This is a genomic window from Leptothoe spongobia TAU-MAC 1115, assembly GCF_018739885.1.
GTDB lineage: Bacteria > Cyanobacteriota > Cyanobacteriia > Phormidesmidales > Phormidesmidaceae > Leptothoe > Leptothoe spongobia.
Map to the genome: position 1 here is coordinate 142,406 of NZ_JADOES010000005.1, position 18,934 is coordinate 161,339.

The following is an 18,934-nucleotide window of genomic DNA, read 5'->3' on the forward strand; positions in this document are numbered from 1 at the left end:
CCACCCCTACCTTACTTTTGCCTAACCGAAGCCGCCCGCTCCAACAGCCAAGACGCAGACCAAAATCTCACCGTCCCATCCGCACTGCTACTCATCAACATCTTCCCCTCATCCCCAAACTCCACACCCCACACCGCCATTTTATGGCCCTTGAGTGTCTGCACCAGCTGATGACTCTGCGTGTCCCACAGTTTCACCGTACGGTCATAGCTACCGCTCGCCACCGTACGACCATCAGGACTATAGGCCACCGAATAGACCGCCCGGTCATGGCCCTCAAACATGCATATGGGCGCAAATTTTCGTAAATCCCACAAAATCGCCGACCGATCCTGACTGCCGCTCACCAGCATCCGACCATCAGGACTAAACGCCAGATCCCATACCGTACGTTTATGACCGTGCAGGGTAATCTGCTTCATCCCACTATCGATATCCCACACATGCAGCATGCCGCGCCGGTCACCACTGACCAGCATTTTGCCATCAGGGCTGATGGCCACTGACGTAATGCCATGGGGATGCTCAAAACTCTGCAACAACTCCCCCGACCACACATCCCAAATCTTGGCAGTTTTATCAAAACTACCACTGATCAAAAGGCTGCCATCCTCACTCATGGCTAACGATTTCACATCATCCGTATGGCCGACCAAATCGTGAAACATTTGCCCTGTCATTAAATTCCAAATCCGAATATCGTTGTCCCAACCACCACTGGCAAAGAGTTTGCCACTCGGGCTCAACACCACATCCTCCACGGCATCGGAGTGCACCTGATGGGATTGCAGCAGCTCACCAGACACCGAGTCCCACACGCTGACCGTGCCATCAAAATGCCCCGTCGCAAAAATCTGACTCTCTGCATGCACCGCACTGGCATAGGTAACCGCATCGGTTAAGAATGTTTGCCTGGAGCCAAATCGACTATCAAACCCCAAAGATGCATGGTCATCGGCTGCACCCGCAGCGACATCGGCGGTCCGCATCCGAGTGGCCATGGGTGGGGCAGCCATGTCTACACCAATGGTGATACAGGCAGCAACCAAGCTAATTAAGCCAATGACTTCAACTTTTGAACCTTTCTTTTTACGAGACTTTTTAGCTTTGGATTTGTGAGCCAAACGTTGTTTTGATCGAGGCTTCTGAGTGACAGGATTTTTTAGAAAAGATAGTATGTTGAACGTTTTAGTTGATTTGGACGTGACGATCATGATTTAACTGTTGCACCACTAACAGACGTTAAGGAGACTCTTGTCTCGGGAAATAATACGAAATCCTGACGGATATCACCCGATATCGAAGGGCACCCACAAGGGGATGCCCCTACAGAATTGTCCATTTTGAATCGGGATTAAGGAATTCGGATTTGGGATCAGAGGCATGGAACTCTCTAACCGAAATTGTTGCTAAATGTTTGGCAACATCTAGACATTAAGAATTGAGATTGAGGTGTTTCTTAGTTGGGACTCGATTTGGCTAGGGCTTTTTGGAACTCAGCCCCCTTGCGCATCAAAAACAAAGATGTAATTGAGATAATCCCGATAGCGGCAATGGGGGTGACCAGGGTCCACTGTCCTGACATCTTATTTAGAATGTGCCAGGTCAATAGAAACATTGCAGCATAGGTCAATGTATGGAGACGTTTCCAATTACGTTTGAGCCGCTTTATACTCCAATCATTGGATGTGATTGTTAGTATCGTAAAAATTATCAGCGTTGCCAGTCCCTCAGAACTGGCTCTATAAGTATTAAAATCAAAAAAATCGAAGTTTCGCTTACGAATGACAAAGTAAGCATGGCCCATCGCCAGCACAAAGGCCAATATGCCAATAGCCCGTCGCTGTTTTAGCAACCAACGAACGACGTCATGGGCCTTAAATGAAGGAAATACAATACGGATAATGGTCGGCACTAGGGTGGCAATGTAAGCAACTAGTGCCAGTAGCCCCAAATGATTCCCAAGGGGCACAGATTCAAGGTAGAGACGCATTTCAGGTAGAACACTCACTGGTGTCAATTTATCAATCGAAGATGCAAAAACGTTTAAGACGCACCCATTGTGTCCCCGTAAACGATAACCATTTGCCTTCAACTGTCAAGCACAATTTACAGTGAATCTACAGATGTTCTCGTTTACGAATACATGGTAAAACAGACTAATTTCTTTGATCATACAGATCCGGATACTTTATGAAAAGTTCCTAAGTTTTCCCTGAGACTCTAAAGATTCTATGGCTATGTGGCTAAGTTCTTGACGTTCAAAGGCTTGTGGTGATAACCCTACAATCAACAGATATACCTATGAATATTGATATTATTGGAGTTTAAAACCCATCATCCCCCTGTATCAGTATCGTGAAATACAGGGGGATGATGGATTTAGTGAGTTGATCGTTCGTCTATAGCCTGGGCCTCGCTAAACCTATGATGAAAGGGCCTGTTGATAGGTGGATTCTTTAGGCAGTAAACTGAGGGGTAAAGACGCGAGGGCCTCGCTTGCTGATTTGAAGCGAACATGGTGATTGGGACTAACCATACGCTCAAATAGTTTGACTATCTTGGAATCTGCTTTTACCAAGTCTGTCAAATTACGCTGACCACTGGCAGTGACTAACCACTCGGGAGACTGTCCTGTCAGGGATTGTAGAACAATCATACCGATGGCATAGACATCGCTGCTGAGTTGAGGAGTCCCGGCGCGCTGTTCTGCTGGTTGATATTGGCCTTGTTTCAAAATGGCCTGACGGTAGGTCAACGAGTGCGATCGCAGGTTAACAAACATCCGCTTTAATAAACCGTAATCTACTAAAACAATACGGTTATCAGACTGGCGACGGATAAAACTATGGGGATGACATTCGCAATGCACCATCTTTCCTTGATGAAACGGGTGCACCGAACTTAATAAACTGTGGGTAAGCTTGAGGACATGCCCCATGGACTGGGCACTGCCTAACTCATTGGCCAAGGATGTCCCCAAAATATGGTCTTGTACCCAATAAAATGTCTCATCTTGTTCAAAATAATCAAGGCAGGTGGCGATATCGTCCTGCTTACTGATCACCCTTAAGAACTTCATTTCTGACGCTAGGGACTCACGCACTAGGGTCAACAGGGTCGGGTCGTCGACCGGTAAGTCAAAGGCATTGATAATCACCGATTGGGAGCCTGAACCCTTGACATCTTTGGCTAATAGACACTGGCCAAAGGAGTCTTTTCGCAGGACCTGACCAATCTCATAGCGGTCGTTCAAAAGCCCGTTAGATGCCTTATTAAGGGTGGGAATTTGGGCGGAGGGGACAGAGATAGTGCTCTCTGACATTGAAAATGAAGACGTGGCCGACAATAAAACATCTACGGGGTCAGGCTCTGCTGGAGTTGTAGGAGAAGATGCCAAACCTAATAATGTATTGACTTTGCCTAGTAACCGTTTGAGAACGAGGGGCTTAGTATCATAGTCATTGCATCCAACTTCCAGCGCCGTTTTCCAATTTCCTGATTTGGTATTGGTGGTCAGCGCAATGATAGGAATGTTGGCGGTTACAACAGATGCTTTGAGAATTTTGATGGCTTGCCATCCACCCATCACGGGTAAGTCCGTGTCCATGATCACCAGATCGGGCTGTTGATCAGTGGCGATGGTTACGCCTTGTTCGCCATCGGTTGCCAACAGAACCTCATATCCACAATGCCGCAGTCGCCGTTCCAGCATCTTGCGGTTTAACGCATTGTCTTCGACTAACAAAACCTTGGGCATAGCGAATAATGGATAGATTTAACACTCGGCGATGTCAATTAGGTGTCCCAAAAAACTTAAACTGCTGCACAAACCTGGAGTTCTTCTAGAAAGTCTTGTAGGTTCAAATCATTGCGATAGTAAATACTTTGAATGTCATTAGCAATTTGGATGCTGACATCTGCCTCAATCACGGAGTTTGCGATCGCAATAATCGGAATCTCCTCAAACTCAGTTGTCTGTCGTAGAACTTTGATGCACTGAACGGCATCCGGTTCCAAACTTAGATCGACCAATGCCAACACCGGTAGATCTACCTGGGCTAACGTCAACGCATCGGCATTATTGTCAACGCATTTAACAGTCCAGTTCTCTTGCCGCAGCATCTGAGTAATAATTTCCTCATTCTTTTCCTTGGCCTGTAATACCAAGATCCAAGGCTGTTCCTTCTCAATCGATACACTGCCCCCTTTCACCGTTTGAGGTAACCGCAAGGTAAACTGAGACCCTTTGTTAAGTTGACTTTCTACCATGATTTCTCCCCCCATCATGGCGATGAACTGTTTGGTAATGGTGAGGCCAAGACCTGTACCGCCAAACTGTCGAGTCGTAGAATTGTCGGCTTGAGCAAACGCATCAAACACCGTCTTTTGCTGCTCCGGCGTCATGCCAATCCCTGTATCTGTGATGATAAAGTCAACCCAAGGCTGGTCCATAAAGGTGGTTGATTTGACCGTCAGGGCAATCGTGCCATCTTGGGTAAACTTGTTGGCATTGCTTAACAGGTTCAACAAGCTTTGGTGGACCTTAGGCCGATCCGCCACAATCACATCCAGGTCTGTTTCATGGTGCACAATTAGCTTATTGCCATTTTTCTGAACCAGGGGTGTGAGGACATCAACCACCTGTTCTACTAAAAATGAAATGGAGAACTCTTCCACAAATAACTCCATCCGCCCCGACTCAATCTTGGAGAGATCGAGCACCGAGTTAATCAAGGTTAGCAGCTGTTTACCAGCGCCTTGGATGCGGTACAAATCAGTTTGAGCATCTTCCTTAGACAGATTCTCTGCATCTTCAGCCAGCATCTCGCTATAGCCGATAATGGCATTTAGCGGTGTGCGGAGCTCATGACTCATATTGGCCAAGAAATCGCTTTTGGCTTGGGTAGCGGCCTCAGCGCTCTCTTTGGCATGGCTCAAAGACTGTTCCCGCAGCACCACTTCATTGGCCATGTGCTCAAAGGCTCGGGCTAACTGACCAGGCTCATCACTACGGGTGGCCAGGCTACTCAAGGCGTTGGAATCATCATTGCTGGGCAGGGTGACCCGTTGACCCAAGCTAATATCACGGATGAGCTTATTCAGTTGACTCAAGGGCTGAATCACGGTTGTCTTTAGCAATCGGTTAATGACGCTAATAACCACGGCAAATACACCGCTAAAGATTGCAATCACTAGCAAAAGGTAACGATTCCCCTCTGTAAATACCTGGCTAGACGGGAGGTATATGGTCTGGGCCGCCACCGTTTCTCCTAGTTTCCAGCCAAAGCCATTTTTCTTGCCGTAGGTGCTGATCATGCTACGGGGCGCGGCTGAGGGACTCCCATGGCATTCGAGGCAGCTCTCTTTTTGAATCGTCAGAGGCCGACTAATGTATAGCAGCTTGGCACCATCCATCGTGCGGTAGCCTTTGAGCTCTTTGAGCTCAGAATTCTCTCGAAACTTATTGACAATCTGGGTTTCAAAATCGTCTGCTTGATCCCTCGGATTTGTCGGGTTTAGGGTAGCTTCCTTGTAGAGAAAGTCTTTGTAGGTATCTTCGGCACGAAATCCTTCAAACACCTCCCGTGCAGAATAGGCCGGTACGGTTTCAGGAATAAATTTTGAGGATTCAGCTAGCTCATCTGCTAACTGAGGCTTGACCTTGCCACTGGTATAGGTCCTGACAGCATTCATGGTCTGGATTAATATCTCAGCCTGCTGCACGATTTCTCCCTCAGCTTTCTGGCGCATAGCTGCTGAAAGAATTAACCCACTTGCAATAATGCCAACGAAGAAAATAATCGTTAGCATCTTGGTAAATTGCTTACCTAAGCTAGAAAGACGGCGTTTGGACCTCATAGTATATGACTCACCCCCAAAAAGTTAGGTCAAGAATAGCTACTCTATGGGTCGATTATGTGTTATGCGGTCCTGATTCAAGAAGGGTATCTTTACCGTAGAATCAACAATTTATAGATGTGTGGATATTCTCTAAACCATTCTGATTATGTCCTGGTTGTAGGAATTACTTAGGACATAGGGCAAGACTTGGAAATTTTTACGCATTACCGCAGCGCTGTAATTTGCCAAGGCTGTGGTTCATTTTGGACGACTGGTATCCACTGCAACCCAGATCTGCCGAGGCAACATTAGCGAATATCATAGCCAAACAAGTTGGGGTCGGCTTCGCCCATGTCGAGATCCCCTAGACCGTACTCGGACCAGCGACGTTCCACCATGGCGGCCACATCGGGGTCAGACTTGAGTTCGTCGCCCCACTGATGATCAGTTTCGGGGGGAATCTTGGTGGTGGCATCGATACCCATGCGGCCCCCCAGACCCAGTTTTTCGTTGGCAAAGTCCAGGGAATCAAAGGGATTGTCCGGCAGGATAAACACATCGCGGGTGGGGTCTACCTTGGAGGTCAAGGCCCAGATCACCTGACGTGGATCGCGGATATTGATATCGTGGTCGACGACAATGACAAACTTGGTATAGGTGAACTGGGGTAGGGCAGTCCAGAAGGCCATGGCGGCGCGGCGGGCCTGACCGGGGTAAGCTTTTTTGATGGAAATCACGGCAGCTTTATAGCTGAGGGCCTCCATGGGTAGAAAGAAATCGACGATTTCGGACACCTGCTGTCGCAAAATCGGTGTGTAAATGCGGTTGAGGGCAATGGCAATCATTGCTTCTTCCTTGGGGGGACGACCACTAAAGGTGGTGAGGTAAATGGGATCTTTGCGATGGGTAACGCATTGAAAACGCACCAGAGGAGCCGCATCATTAACAGGACCGTAGTAGCCCATATGATCACCAAAAGGACCATCGGTAGCAACTTCACCGGGGGTGATGGTGCCTTCGAGAACAAATTCTGAGGCAGCAGGAACTTCAAGGTCAATGGTTTTACATTTGGCCAGATGCACACCACTACCGCCATAGAGTCCAGCAAACAGCCATTCGGAGAGATCCACCGGAATGGGGGTGGCAGCGGCCATGATGATCAAAGGATGGACACCGATTGCGATCGCAATCTCCAGTTTTTTGCCATTCTCCGCTGCTTTACGCAAATGTCTGGCTCCCCCCCGCACCGACAGCCACTGGACCGTCATGGTGTTTTTGCTTTGCAGCTGCAGGCGATACACCCCTACATTGGGAATACCCGTTTCACAATCTTTGGTAATCACCAGCCCCAGGGTAACCACCTTCCCACCGTCCTGGGGGTAGGGCTGGATCATGGGAATTTGGGTGAGATCTACGTCATCGCCTTTAAGCACAACCTGATGACAGGCAGGCAGCAGATCGCGCTGAGGTTTGGCTTTGACCACATCAAACAGGACCTTGCCAAATTCGATCGCCTGGGAGATTTTCTTAGGCGGCTTGGGCTGTTGCAACATGCCCAGCTTTTTACCCAGGGTCTCTAATTCCTCAGGGTGTTCCATATCCATGGACCAACAGGTCCGTTCTAGGGTACCGAGGAGATTTACCGCGATGGGGTGGGGAGATCCCTTGACGTTTTCAAAGAGGAGGGCGGGGCCACCGCATTGGAGCATGCGGTTTGAGATTTCGGCTATTTCGAGTTCGGGTGCCACCAGGGCCTTGATGCGGCGCAGTTGGCCACGTTGTTCGACTAGGTTGATAAATTCGCGGAGATCTCGGGCCATGGGGGGATGAAGTGTTTCGGTAAAGAGAACCCTAAAGATACTTTCCCCCTTAGTAAGGGGGACTAAGAGGTCCTCGAAAGGTGAAGCCACTTTACGGAATGTAAAGCTGCTTCTTTATTATGCGAGGAAATGGGATTTAGGTGGTTGTTCTGGTGATGCCGCATAATGGGCTGCTCAGGGCTTTCCTCCCCGAACCCCTCCTATTCGTGGGGACCTCAACGTCCCCACACCCCTTGCACAAGAGTTTTTCTGGAGAATGGCTCAGTTAATTGCACTAGGTCGGTGGGGTAATTACGCTGCTCCGCGTTCGCTCCACACCGTAAAACGTTAGTTATCTCTCTGAATAGAGGGCTGAGCGAAGTCGAAGCCTACTCTGCCTCCAATACCGTCACCTCATACCGTCCATAGTCCAGATCAATCGAGGTAATCACTCGCACCGGCCTTACCTCACCGGACAGCATGGGGGCATCACTCCCGTAGACGGCCAATACGTCTTTGCTGAGGATGAGTTGGTTCTGTTTGTTAAAAAAGTCGACCTGTAGCTTGAGCTGACGGATGGCGGTATCGCCGGTATTAGTAACAGCCCATTCGGCGTTGAAATAGGCGCTATCGGTGATGTCGTAGACGTCGAGGTTTTCGCTGCGGGCGGTGAGGTCGAAGGTGAGTTGGGTGGGTGGTTTGCCCCCCCAGTTGTACTTTATTTTTGGGGCTGGGGTATAGGTTGCAGGAGCGGGTACCTGGTCGCTGGTGACGACACTGAGACGGATATTGGCCAGGTCGGGCGTGGTTTTGTGGATCAGGTCAAAGGCATGGTAATCGCCGGGACGAACAGAGGCATCACTATCGCCAATCGCTTCTTTACTATCGACTTCGAGCACGGTGCCATCTTTATCCAGATACTCTACATTCAGCCGCAGGGCATCGATTTCTTGATCGCTGATGTTGAGCAATACGCCTTGGAGGGTGTAATAGGAGGAGTCTTTATAGTTATCTAACCGTGATAGCCGAGAGTCCAGGGTCAATCCTTCATAATCAAACGTGATGGGAATGTCGATTTCGGGAGGGATTTCGGAGGTGGTCGTACCGGTTTCTGCAATGGGTATGTCGGAATTCAGAGTGGACGGGCTGTCCGAGGCAGGCGCTGGATCTGGGGTAATCGCTGCTTCGGTGAGCTGTCGGATTTCTGCCTGGGTGGAAATATAATTCATCACAGGCCGAAAAACGCCAAAACCCACTAAAACGGCCAACCCCAGCCCAATCAACAGTTGGCTTTTATTAGCTTCCGTTTCACGAGAGCTAATCAGAATAACAGACTCTGCATCGTTGGGATTTAGCTCTAGACAGCGCTTGGCCAGGGCAATGGCCTGCTTTTTATCGGCAATGTTTCTTTCTTTGCCGTAGCGTTGATCGTAGGCATAGGTGAGAGTTTGCAGGATTTCAAAATCTAATGGGTCCAATGATGTTGCCTGGGTCAGCTCTTCTATGGCCTCATCAAAACAATTAAATTCTAGATAGCTGCGTCCCCGCTCCAAATGGTTCTGAGCCGTTTGCTTGATCGCAGCAATATCGTCTGGCCCCAACCCCACTTCTTCGGCCAATGCATTTAAGGTGTCGGCTGTAACCGGTTCTTCCCAATCGAGTAAACGTTGAATATAGTTTTCAATGATGCGATCGCGACCCATGAAAAATCCCGTTGACTGTTTTAAACGTAACTGCCTATGCACACCATACTCAGTATGGCCTGCATAAATTGATACTGTGTTTGTAAAAGCTTGGATAAAGCATAACCAAGGTGAAGAGTCATTAGTTCACGCTTATGTTATGCCTCAAAGCTAGGTAATTTTATTTATGCTAATAGATTGTGACTAGACTCATTTGTGACACAGATGAAGTATCAACAAAGATTACTCTGCTTCTAGCACAGTCACCTGATAGCGCTCATAGCCTCTAGCAACAGCTTCGATCACACGGAAAGGGCGTGATTCACCGGGTAGCAGAGGCGCATCGTTATTCTCGATGGCAATGATTTCTTCGCTTTGTAAGCGTCGATCGTTGGCGTCGTAGAATTCTGCCTTTAGTTTAAGTTCGTTAATGGGGTATTCACTGGTGTTGATAATAACCCATTCGGAATTAAACGAAGCTCGGCTGGGTTGAGCCTGGCTAGCACTTTCAGCACTACTTTTACCAGGCTTGCTATCAGGTTTGCTATCAGGCTTTTTATCAGCCGTGCTATTGGTACTGCCATTGGCACTATTAACCGCAACGGAGGTAGAGGATGCGGGCTTGGTCACGGATACATTTTGTCTCGCGGCCCCAAAGTCTTCACTGCGGCTAGCCAGTTCAAAGCTAATATTGTCAGGTTTTACGAATCCCCAGCTGTAGTTGATGGGCGTAGGAGGAACGTAGGTGCTGCGGGCGGTTGCCTGCTCAATGGTGGTCACACTCAGACGAATGGAGTCTAGTTCGGGGGTGATTTTTTGGATCAGGTTAAAGGCATGGGTATCACCGGGACGCAAAATGGCATCATCGATGCCAATCGCGTCTTTGCTCTCGGTTGCGATCGCAACATCATTACGGTCTAGAAACTCAACATTTAGCGTCAGTTTTCTAAACTCCTGATCGCTAGCATTGATAAAAACTCCCCGCAGCTGGTAATAAACCGCATCTTCAAAATCGCCCAGCTCCGATGAACGTGCTTCAAGCACTAGACCTGGATGATCAAAAACAACCGGAATATCAACATCCACCGACAGATCAATGTCAGCCGTGCTCGTAGCAGTAGCCGCCGCCGCGTCTGCCGCACTAGTGCTACTGGCATCATAGATCGCCGAGCCGGGCACAATCGTACCCGGAGCAGGCCCCAAGGGAGCCGGTGGGGCCGAGAATACAGGCAGTCGGCTCACACCAAAAATACCCACCCCCAGAATGGCGCAGCCCCCAGCCACAACAGCCATCTTCTGCTGTGTCCACTTAGATAGTTTTTCCTGGGTGTTAGCCGCAGTGTGCTCTAGAAAACTAATTAACACCAGAGCTTCTTTGTCATTCGGCTTAAGTTCTAAGCAGCGCTTGGCTACCAGCAGCGCTCGCTGTCTATCGGTAGGGTCGTTTTCGCGGTTATAGCGCAGGTTGTAAGCATTGGCTAACGCATGCAGGATATCTAAATTAAGCGGATCCAGAGATGTCGCCTGGGTCATCTCATCAACAGCATCGTTGAGACAACCAAACTCTACGTAGCTGCGACCACGGGTAAAATGAGCCTTAGCCTGACGCTTGATCGCATGCATTTCTGCTGGGGTAATCCCCACTTCCTTGGAAATCGCAGCGAGGGTATCTGCCGTCACTGGCTTTTCCCAGGCGAGCAGCCGTTGAATATAAACCTCTATGATGCGATCTCGATCCATATAACCCATTCACTCCGTGGTGTCGCGAATAATCAGCGCGGCAACACCAATTGCATGTCATCTACTCAATCAATTCCCTAGTTCACTCCCTGGATACGGATAAAATTCCGACTAATTTCAATAAAGTCTTCGTGGCGTCATCATCGTTCAAAGCGATCACATCAGAAAAACTCAATCCGCCCTAAACCTTGTTCACGTCTAGAATCCCTCTAGAACAATAGTAAACCGACCAGTGTTATCGGTCCTATTCACCACCAAAAATAGTCGACAGCCCCACTCCGCTATCATCGTCTACTTTTTCGTTACGGCTAAAAAGCTCAAGTTGTTCAATATCATTCACACTCACTCGCACACTGATCAGCGCCGGTGTAATCTTGTGGAACAGGTTAAAGGATTGAGTAGCCCCAGGACGAATAGTAGCGCCACTATTTGTAATCGCCACTTGATGAATCGTTGAAATCGGATCACCATCACCATTCAACAACTCTACCTTGAGGTTTAGCCGTCTCACTTCTTGACCACTGTCATTAATCACAACGCCGTGGAGCTTATAGTAAGCCTCACCTTTATATTTTCCAAGGCGTGACAGTTTAGGTTCAATCAGTAACCCCGGATGATTAAACGTGACTGGAATATTGGGTCCTGGTGCAAATGAAGGCGCTTCAAACGTAGGTTCTGGCGCTTTAGAAAACAGCGATAAGCGTTCCGCTCCCACCAGACCCATGCCAGTCGTCGCCATACTGCTGGCCAAAACCGCCAATAGCGCCGTCACCCACTGAGTTGTTGTTGGCAGGTTGATCGGTTTCTGCAGAAAGACAATCAAAACTGCAATCTTCGTTTTTGTCCGCCGGGAAAATTTCTTCCGACTAAAGATATTCTCCAAAAAGCCGATCAAAATAAAAATATTCGGCTTAGTCTGGGTAGAAATGACTTGAGCACCGAAGTTACGCTCTAGCGATCGCAATAAAGCCTGGGCCCCTTTTCCATTGGGCTTTAGAGAGACACAGCGCTTAGCGACCCGTAGCGCCTGGTGCCGATCAGCCACGTTACTGTCCTGGTTGTAGCGCAGTTTATAGGCATTAGCGAGGTAAATAAGCACCTCTAGGTTGATCGGATTTAGATTCTGTGCCTGGGTCAGCTCATCGATAGCATTATCAAGGTAGCCCAGCTCTATATAATCATGGGCACTGGTAAGGTGAGCCTGCACCTTAAGAGCAATGGCGTCCAACTCACCTTGAGTAATCCCTACCTCGTCAGCAATTGCCTTGAGGATAGAGGGTGTAATCGGCTGTTTCCATTCAAGCAACCGCTGAATATAGGCTTCGATAATACTAGCGCGACCCATAGTTTTCTCCGTTTTAGCAATGCCTTGAGGTAGATTGCGTAATCGGCAGTTTCTGGACAAACAACGATTGAATGTGAGCTGCAATCATGCTTGTGCGACCCATGGTATTTACTGTCCTTGTTTAATGCATTCGTTATTTCTGGGATGAGATACGGATAAAGTTTCGACTAATTTCAATAAAGTCTTTACAGAGCAACCATGATTCGACATCGATAACCGGGGACGATGCAACGTTAAACTACAACGTGACTGTGTCGTTCCCAGCCAACGGTGTCTGCTAATCTCACTCCCGACCAATTACACTCCATTAAGGGGCAGCTCGATTTGGTGTTGCTTGCCCTAGAAACCTTGGTGGGAATTGGTTCAGAGGCGATTTTAGACCAAGCCAAGTCCCTCCAATTGGATACACTGCTATCGGACCGAGTCAACCTGTGGCGACTACGGCAGTCAAGTCCATTACGCAAGGGTCAGGGACGTAAAAAGCTAGATGTAGACGAAGCCCGTGCCCTGGTTTTGATCACCGCTCAGCTAGCAGGACAGCATCAGCAAGCCATCCATCAAGCTGTAACAGCGCTGGAAAAAGCCACCGTAAACGGCTCCCCACCCCACCGGGTAGCGATTCTAGGCGACTATCTGGATCGCTTTAGCAATACCTACACTGAGCGCATGGAAGCGGATGTAAAACCTCAGACATTGGAACGGTTAGCCTTCCAACTGCTGATCGACCTGCTGTTCTACAGCGGTGGCGGTGGCCCTCAAAGACTGTGGCAGGCGCTTTTAGAACGGGCTGAGTAAGTTGGATGATAGAAGAGACGTTCCATGGAACGTCTGTACAGCGGGTAAAGTTAGGCCGATAATAATTGGGTTAAAAACGCATATTGGTTCAATACTCGGCATGACGGCAGAGTTTCTAAAGGGTACAAACCTCTACCTAGTGGGCATGATGGGCTCCGGCAAAAGCACCCTCGGCAAATACCTGGCCCACACCCTCAACTACCGATTTATCGACACAGACGATGTGATCGTGCAGGCCATAGGCCACAGCATCAATGACATTTTTGCTGACCAGGGTGAAGCCGCCTTTCGCAATATCGAGACCCAAGTACTGGCTCAAGTCGCTCCTTATACCAACACCGTCATAGCCACCGGCGGTGGCATGGTGATCCAACAGAAAAACTGGAGCTATCTCCAATCCGGCCTAGTCGTGTGGCTAAATGTATCCATCGATGAGCTAATGACACGCCTCAGCCGAGACAAATCCCGCCCCCTGCTCAAAGCAGGTAACCTCCGGGACAAGCTCACCACATTGCTAGACCAGCGTCAGCAACGCTATGCCCAGGCCGATGTCACAGTCACCTACCAGACCGGGGAAAAGGTAGATGCCGTTGCCAAGCGCACCCTAGAAGCCATCCAAACCTTTATCACCGAAAACCCCTCCACCAGCTCCACCATCGATCGTTAATTCTATTTTCCACCACCTTCCACACCTATGGAAACTGCCGACAACCGCGTCCAAATTCTTAGCGAAGCCCTACCCTACATCCAACAATTTCGAGGCCGTACCGTCGTCGTCAAATATGGCGGTGCTGCCATGAAAGACGACAACCTCAAAGACAAGGTCATTCGTGACATCGTCTTTATGGCCTGTGTCGGCATTCACCCCGTCGTCGTCCATGGTGGTGGTCCCGAAATCAACACCTGGCTAGGCAAGCTCAACATCGAAGCCCAGTTCAAAAACGGGTTGCGTGTTACCGATGCAGCCACCATGGATGTGGTGGAAATGGTTCTAGTCGGTCGGGTCAATAAAGAACTCGTCGGTCTAGTCAATAGCGCCGGTGGCAGTGCCGTAGGCCTCTGCGGCAAGGATGGCAATATGATCACGGCCCGTCCCCATGCAGCTGAGGGGGTGGGCTTTGTCGGCGAAGTCACCCGGATTGAACCTAAACTCGTCAAATCCCTGGTCGATGCCGGTTATATCCCGATTATTTCCAGTGTCGCTGCCGATACTAACGGTCAACCTTACAACATCAACGCCGACACCGTTGCTGGTGAGCTAGCTGCCGCCCTAGGTGCTGAGAAACTAATTCTCCTCACCGATACTCCCGGTATCCTTAAGGACTACCACGATCCCTCCACCCTCTACAATAAAATCGACATTCAAGAAGCCCGTGACCTGATTGACTCCGGCATCGTTTCCGGTGGCATGATTCCCAAGGTCAGCTGCTGCGTCCGCGCCCTGGCCCAAGGCGTCCGTGCCGCCCACATCCTCGATGGCCGTCGGCCCCATTCCCTCCTGCTTGAAACCTTTACTAACACTGGCATTGGCTCCATGCTAGTCGCTTCGCATCAGACAGCTTAGAATAGGCCAATATCAAAATATAGTTGGCTAGTGGTGGTTGAAAGTTGGTGGTTGATAGTTGGCAACAGTTCACGACTAACCAACCACCGCTAACCATCACCAACCACCAACTTTCCAGTCCCCCATAACTCCTCTGACCAATATGGCAGTCACCTGGTGGAATAAACTCAAACAAAACTCCCTGGCCCGGTTCGGTGCCACAGTTTTGATCATCTTCTATCTGACAGTAACGTTTGCGGAACTGACGGCTCCCTATGATCCCTATGAGCAGCAGGCAAATGGGTCATTGTTACCGCCGACTACGGTGTATTGGCGTGACCAGACATCGCAAACGTTTATCGGTCCCCATGTGTATCCGGTGACCCAGGGGCCAGTGGACATTGAAACCGGTGATCGGGTGACCGAGACAGATTTCTCACAACCGTCACCGATCCGTTTGTGGGTAAAGGGTTCTGAGTACAAGTTATTTCAGTTCAAGCTGCCCTTTGTGAAGAGTATTTCCTTTGAGGATTCGATGCAGATGGAGGAGGTGGAGCTGTTTAAGGGGATTACGTTTGACCGGCATTTGTTTGGCACGGTGGGTGAGGGGCGATGGAATATTTTTGGCACGGATGAGTCGGCCCGCGATCAGCTGACGCGGTTGATCCATGGGGGGCGCATTAGTCTCAGCATTGGTCTCGTGGGGATTATCATTACGTTTCCCTTGGGTCTGCTGATTGGAGGAATCTCTGGTTACTTTGGCGGCACGGTGGACACGATCATCATGCGCTTTGTTGAGGTGATTATGACGATTCCGGGATTCTTTCTGTTGGTCACGTTGGCGGCGGTGTTGCCAGCGGGTCTGAGTAGCTCCCAGCGGTTTTTGTTAATCGTCTTGATTCTGTCGTTTATTGGTTGGACAGGATTGGCACGAATTATTCGCGGTGAGGTGTTGTCACTGAAAGAACGCACATTTGTGCAGGCAAGCCAGGCCATGGGAGGCCGGTCGTTGCACATTATTTTGCGTCATATTTTGCCCCAGACGGCCACCTATGTGGTTATCTCGGCCACATTGGCGATTCCGGGGTATATTCTCTCAGAGTCGGCGCTGAGCTTTATTGGGCTGGGGATTCAGCAGCCGGATGCATCTTGGGGAAATATGTTGTCTTCGGCAACGAATGCGTCGATTTTGGTGTTGCATCCTTGGTTGATTTGGCCTCCGGCGGCGTTGATTGTGATTACGGTATTGTGTTTTAACTTACTGGGTGATGGGCTGCGGGATGCGTTGGATCCACGTAGTTTGGAAGAATAGTTTGGCAAAATAATGGGCACGTTATCCTAGAGTCAAGCACAACCGATAATCCCTATGACGTAGGAGTATTACGATGACCTGGCAAGAATTACAAAGTCAAGCATTACACCTGCCTATTGATCAGCGCTGGTATTTGGTACAAGCATTGTTGGCATCGATTCAACAGGAGACACACCAGCCCCAAATGACTGCGCCTTCATCTAAAACAGAGCCAATTTCTAATTTAGATAGCTGGACCCAACGGTTGATTGGGGTGATTCAATTGCCTCCAGAAGACAACACTAACTCCTACGTAGACTATTTGGAGGAAAAATATAGTTGAAACGGGTCTTGTTGGATAGTGACGTACTGCTGGATGTCTTATAGAAGGCTATGTATCAGGTCATGCGATTACCAATATTTTTTACATTTTGCGACGACAGACTGGCAGCCAGAAAGCTCGTGAGCTTTTATCTGTTCTATTAGAACGACTTCAGATAGCTAGTGTGACTGACTCGGTTATTCGGGCTGCTTTACAAAGTTCTGTAAGTGACTTTGAGGATGCTGTAACAGTAGTCGCTGCGAATGCAGCTGATGTGGATGTTATCGTAACTCGCAACATATCAGATTTTGCAGATGTCACAGTGCCTGCAATGCTTCCACAAGATTTCTTAGCTACGTTGACTCAACCAAAAGCATTGGAGTAATAATGGGCACGTTATCCTAGAGTCAATCGCAACCGGTAATCCCTATGACGATTGCTACGAATAAAACCTTAACTCTGGAGGAGTATCTGACCTATGACGATGGTACAGGTGCTCGTTATGAGTTGGTCAATGGGGTATTAGTGGAGATGCCGACCGAGAGCCCGATTAATAAGACCATCGTCATGTTTTTGGTGAGCTATTTTTTGCGGTTGGGGATACCCTACTATCGGCTTGCGGTAGGGCATCAGCTAGAGGTGACGTCTGAGCAGGCTTCGGCACGAGAACCTGATTTGGTGGTGCATTCGGAGGAGTCGGCGGCGGCGATTTTGCGGGATGGTAAGTTGTTGCGGTTGGGGATGCCGGTGCCGGATTTGGTGGTGGAGGTGGTATCGAGCAGTGATACGGATCCGATATCGCGAGAGCGGGATTATGTGGAGAAACGGCAGGAGTATGGGGCACGTCAGGTGCCAGAGTATTGGATTGTGGACCCGGTGGCGGCAGTGGTTTATGTCTTAACGCTGGTGGATGGGAACTATCAGGAATGTAAGTTTGAGGATGACCAGATATTGATGTCGCCTGAATTTACTGCGGTAAATTTAACCGCTGCTCAGTTACTGCGAGCTGGCCTGTAGAAAGATTTAGATGTAATCAATTAGGATAAAGCCAGGACAGAACCCTATGGGGTCCAATCATGACGCAAGCGCCTTCCCGTACATCTCTATCTAGCGATCAGCGGATTGTGTATTCCGGCATTAGCTGGTCAAAGTTTCAGCTGATTCGTTCAGGGTTTGCTGAGTCTCCTGGTATCCGGCTTGCTTATTATGACGATACTATCGAAATTCTGATGCCAGGGCGCGAGCACGAGATGTTTAGCCGACTGATCGGCTTTTTGATTGGGTTATTTTGTCTGGAAAAGGGCATTGAGTTTGAGCCGACTGGATCGATGACCCATGAGCGAGAGGGTGAAGTCTCTGCTCAAGCGGATGAGTCTTATTGTTTTGGTAAGTCTAAACTGACTCCTGATTTGGTCATTGAGGTGGTGTTTACCAGCGGGGGGCTTAGTAAACTAGCGCGTTATCGGGCATTGGGGATTCCTGAGGTATGGTTTTGGCAGGATGGGCTGTTTAGTCTTTATCGGCTGAAAGATGGGGATTATATTCAGATTATGCGCAGTGAGATTCCGGAACTTGCAGGCTTGGATATTGATGTGCTGACTCGCTGTGTGTTGATGGCTAAAACATCTCGATTAGATGCAGCGAATGAGTTTCGTAAGGCACTGTGCTTGTAGTTACTGACAGCAAGTCCCATCACTATTGGAACAAATAAAAATCTAACTCTAGAGGAATAGAAGATTTAATATTGAATAAATAATTAAACACCGTCAAAGCAGTATCTTTGAACTAAAATACTTCTGATATTGACTGCTTCAAAACAGTTTTTTGGGCAAGCAGTGTATCACGGGTGCAATCATAAAAAGCCAGTTACGCAACAGCTTGGTTGTACGGATAACTTTGTGAATTGAGGACGTTTTTAGGGGCTAACTTGGCGAGAAGGATCTCATCACAAAACGAATTCCATGAGCCAGCAGCCCATTGACATCGACACAGTAAGATCAACTCAGCATGATGTTTCAACCAAAACTTCCCCGTTCCTTTAATGCGCAGATTCACCACCTGTCGGATTAAACTCTCAATTGCGCCACTGCCAATAGGTAGGTTCAGACGTTGAGCGTGTTGATAATCAAAACGTTGGACTTGCTTGGTAAAATAGGTTAACTTTTTGTGTGCCAATACACGTCTTTTCTTGGATGTAGCCTGGGGTGCCCGTGTCTGCATCTGGGAAATTAATGTCTGAATGTGTCCGCGCTTGAGTTGAGAACACGCTCGTTTAGCCCATGCCTTAGCGGCCTTTTTGCTGGAGAAAGCAGCCTCAGCAAAGGCATACAAATATTCACTGGCATGATAAAAGTCAATCAATTCAATCACCTGTTCGCTCGGCACCGCGAGTTTCTCAAGTAAGTTCGGAAACCGATTCCAGATCCAATCAGCCCCATCGGCCACTAGCAAAACCTGTTGGGCATGAACAATGCCCAAGCGGACTAAATGCATCTCACTCAGATCTTGCACCCGTCTCAAATGAGACAGTAGTACATATAGATTAACCAAAATAGCCCAATTTCTGAGAAAAC

Annotated in this window: 16 protein-coding genes and 1 pseudogene; 8 read left to right on the plus strand and 9 right to left on the minus strand. The window is 48.7% G+C overall.

Going from position 1 to position 18,934, the window contains the following annotated elements; all coding sequences use genetic code 11:
• Positions 1-11: 11 nt before the first annotated feature.
• The 8 genes from IXB50_RS04370 to IXB50_RS04405 all read right to left on the minus strand — a co-directional run bounded on the left by IXB50_RS04370 (position 12) and on the right by IXB50_RS04405 (position 12,410).
• Positions 12-1,214 (minus strand): WD40 repeat domain-containing protein, encoded by a 1,203-nt coding sequence (locus IXB50_RS04370; RefSeq protein ID WP_215607719.1) that lies wholly within the window; start codon positions 1,212-1,214, stop codon positions 12-14.
• Positions 1,215-1,459: 245 nt separating this feature from the next.
• Positions 1,460-2,011: a ferric reductase-like transmembrane domain-containing protein gene (locus IXB50_RS04375; RefSeq protein ID WP_215607720.1), complete on the minus strand. Its 552-nt coding sequence runs from the start codon at positions 2,009-2,011 to the stop codon at positions 1,460-1,462.
• A gap of 414 nt (positions 2,012-2,425) precedes the next feature.
• Positions 2,426-3,760 carry a response regulator gene (locus tag IXB50_RS04380; protein ID WP_215607721.1) on the minus strand — a complete coding sequence of 445 codons (1,335 nt, stop codon included), beginning with the start codon at positions 3,758-3,760 and terminating at the stop codon, positions 2,426-2,428.
• Positions 3,761-3,816: 56 nt separating this feature from the next.
• On the minus strand, positions 3,817-5,862 hold the full coding sequence (locus IXB50_RS04385) for a c-type heme family protein (protein ID WP_215607722.1): 2,046 nt from the start codon (positions 5,860-5,862) through the stop codon (positions 3,817-3,819).
• Positions 5,863-6,152: 290 nt separating this feature from the next.
• Positions 6,153-7,664, minus strand: coding sequence for a UbiD family decarboxylase (locus IXB50_RS04390; protein WP_215607723.1), 1,512 nt, complete (start codon positions 7,662-7,664; stop codon positions 6,153-6,155).
• 368 nt (positions 7,665-8,032) lie between these two features.
• Positions 8,033-9,388: a hypothetical protein gene (locus tag IXB50_RS04395; protein ID WP_215607724.1), complete on the minus strand. Its 1,356-nt coding sequence runs from the start codon at positions 9,386-9,388 to the stop codon at positions 8,033-8,035.
• Positions 9,389-9,568: 180 nt separating this feature from the next.
• Entirely contained in the window at positions 9,569-11,065 is a 1,497-nt protein-coding gene (locus IXB50_RS04400; RefSeq protein ID WP_215607725.1) for an FxLYD domain-containing protein, read from the minus strand.
• A 244-nt stretch (positions 11,066-11,309) separates the two neighbouring features.
• Complete coding sequence (locus IXB50_RS04405) at positions 11,310-12,410, minus strand: hypothetical protein (RefSeq protein WP_215607726.1); 1,101 nt, start codon at positions 12,408-12,410, stop codon at positions 11,310-11,312.
• A gap of 270 nt (positions 12,411-12,680) precedes the next feature.
• Between IXB50_RS04405 and IXB50_RS04410 the strand changes: the two genes are divergently transcribed.
• From IXB50_RS04410 to IXB50_RS04445, 8 genes are all read left to right on the plus strand, one after another.
• Positions 12,681-13,205 (plus strand): DUF3038 domain-containing protein, encoded by a 525-nt coding sequence (locus tag IXB50_RS04410; protein ID WP_326520723.1) that lies wholly within the window; start codon positions 12,681-12,683, stop codon positions 13,203-13,205.
• A gap of 100 nt (positions 13,206-13,305) precedes the next feature.
• Positions 13,306-13,872, plus strand: a complete 567-nt coding sequence (locus tag IXB50_RS04415) for a shikimate kinase (protein ID WP_215607727.1) — start codon at positions 13,306-13,308, stop codon at positions 13,870-13,872.
• A gap of 27 nt (positions 13,873-13,899) precedes the next feature.
• Positions 13,900-14,769, plus strand: a complete 870-nt coding sequence (argB, locus tag IXB50_RS04420) for an acetylglutamate kinase (protein WP_215607728.1) — start codon at positions 13,900-13,902, stop codon at positions 14,767-14,769.
• A gap of 142 nt (positions 14,770-14,911) precedes the next feature.
• Positions 14,912-16,060 carry an ABC transporter permease gene (locus tag IXB50_RS04425; RefSeq protein ID WP_215607729.1) on the plus strand — a complete coding sequence of 383 codons (1,149 nt, stop codon included), beginning with the start codon at positions 14,912-14,914 and terminating at the stop codon, positions 16,058-16,060.
• 73 nt (positions 16,061-16,133) lie between these two features.
• Positions 16,134-16,382 (plus strand): hypothetical protein, encoded by a 249-nt coding sequence (locus IXB50_RS04430; RefSeq protein ID WP_215607730.1) that lies wholly within the window; start codon positions 16,134-16,136, stop codon positions 16,380-16,382.
• An 88-nt stretch (positions 16,383-16,470) separates the two neighbouring features.
• Positions 16,471-16,746: a PIN domain-containing protein gene (locus IXB50_RS04435; RefSeq protein WP_246564083.1), complete on the plus strand. Its 276-nt coding sequence runs from the start codon at positions 16,471-16,473 to the stop codon at positions 16,744-16,746.
• A 44-nt stretch (positions 16,747-16,790) separates the two neighbouring features.
• On the plus strand, positions 16,791-17,378 hold the full coding sequence (locus IXB50_RS04440) for a Uma2 family endonuclease (protein ID WP_215607731.1): 588 nt from the start codon (positions 16,791-16,793) through the stop codon (positions 17,376-17,378).
• 59 nt (positions 17,379-17,437) lie between these two features.
• Complete coding sequence (locus IXB50_RS04445; protein WP_215607732.1) at positions 17,438-18,034, plus strand: Uma2 family endonuclease; 597 nt, start codon at positions 17,438-17,440, stop codon at positions 18,032-18,034.
• A gap of 193 nt (positions 18,035-18,227) precedes the next feature.
• On the opposite strand, the pseudogene IXB50_RS04450 reads toward IXB50_RS04445, so the two are convergent.
• Positions 18,228-18,934, minus strand: a pseudogene (locus IXB50_RS04450) (hypothetical protein); the annotation flags it as partial.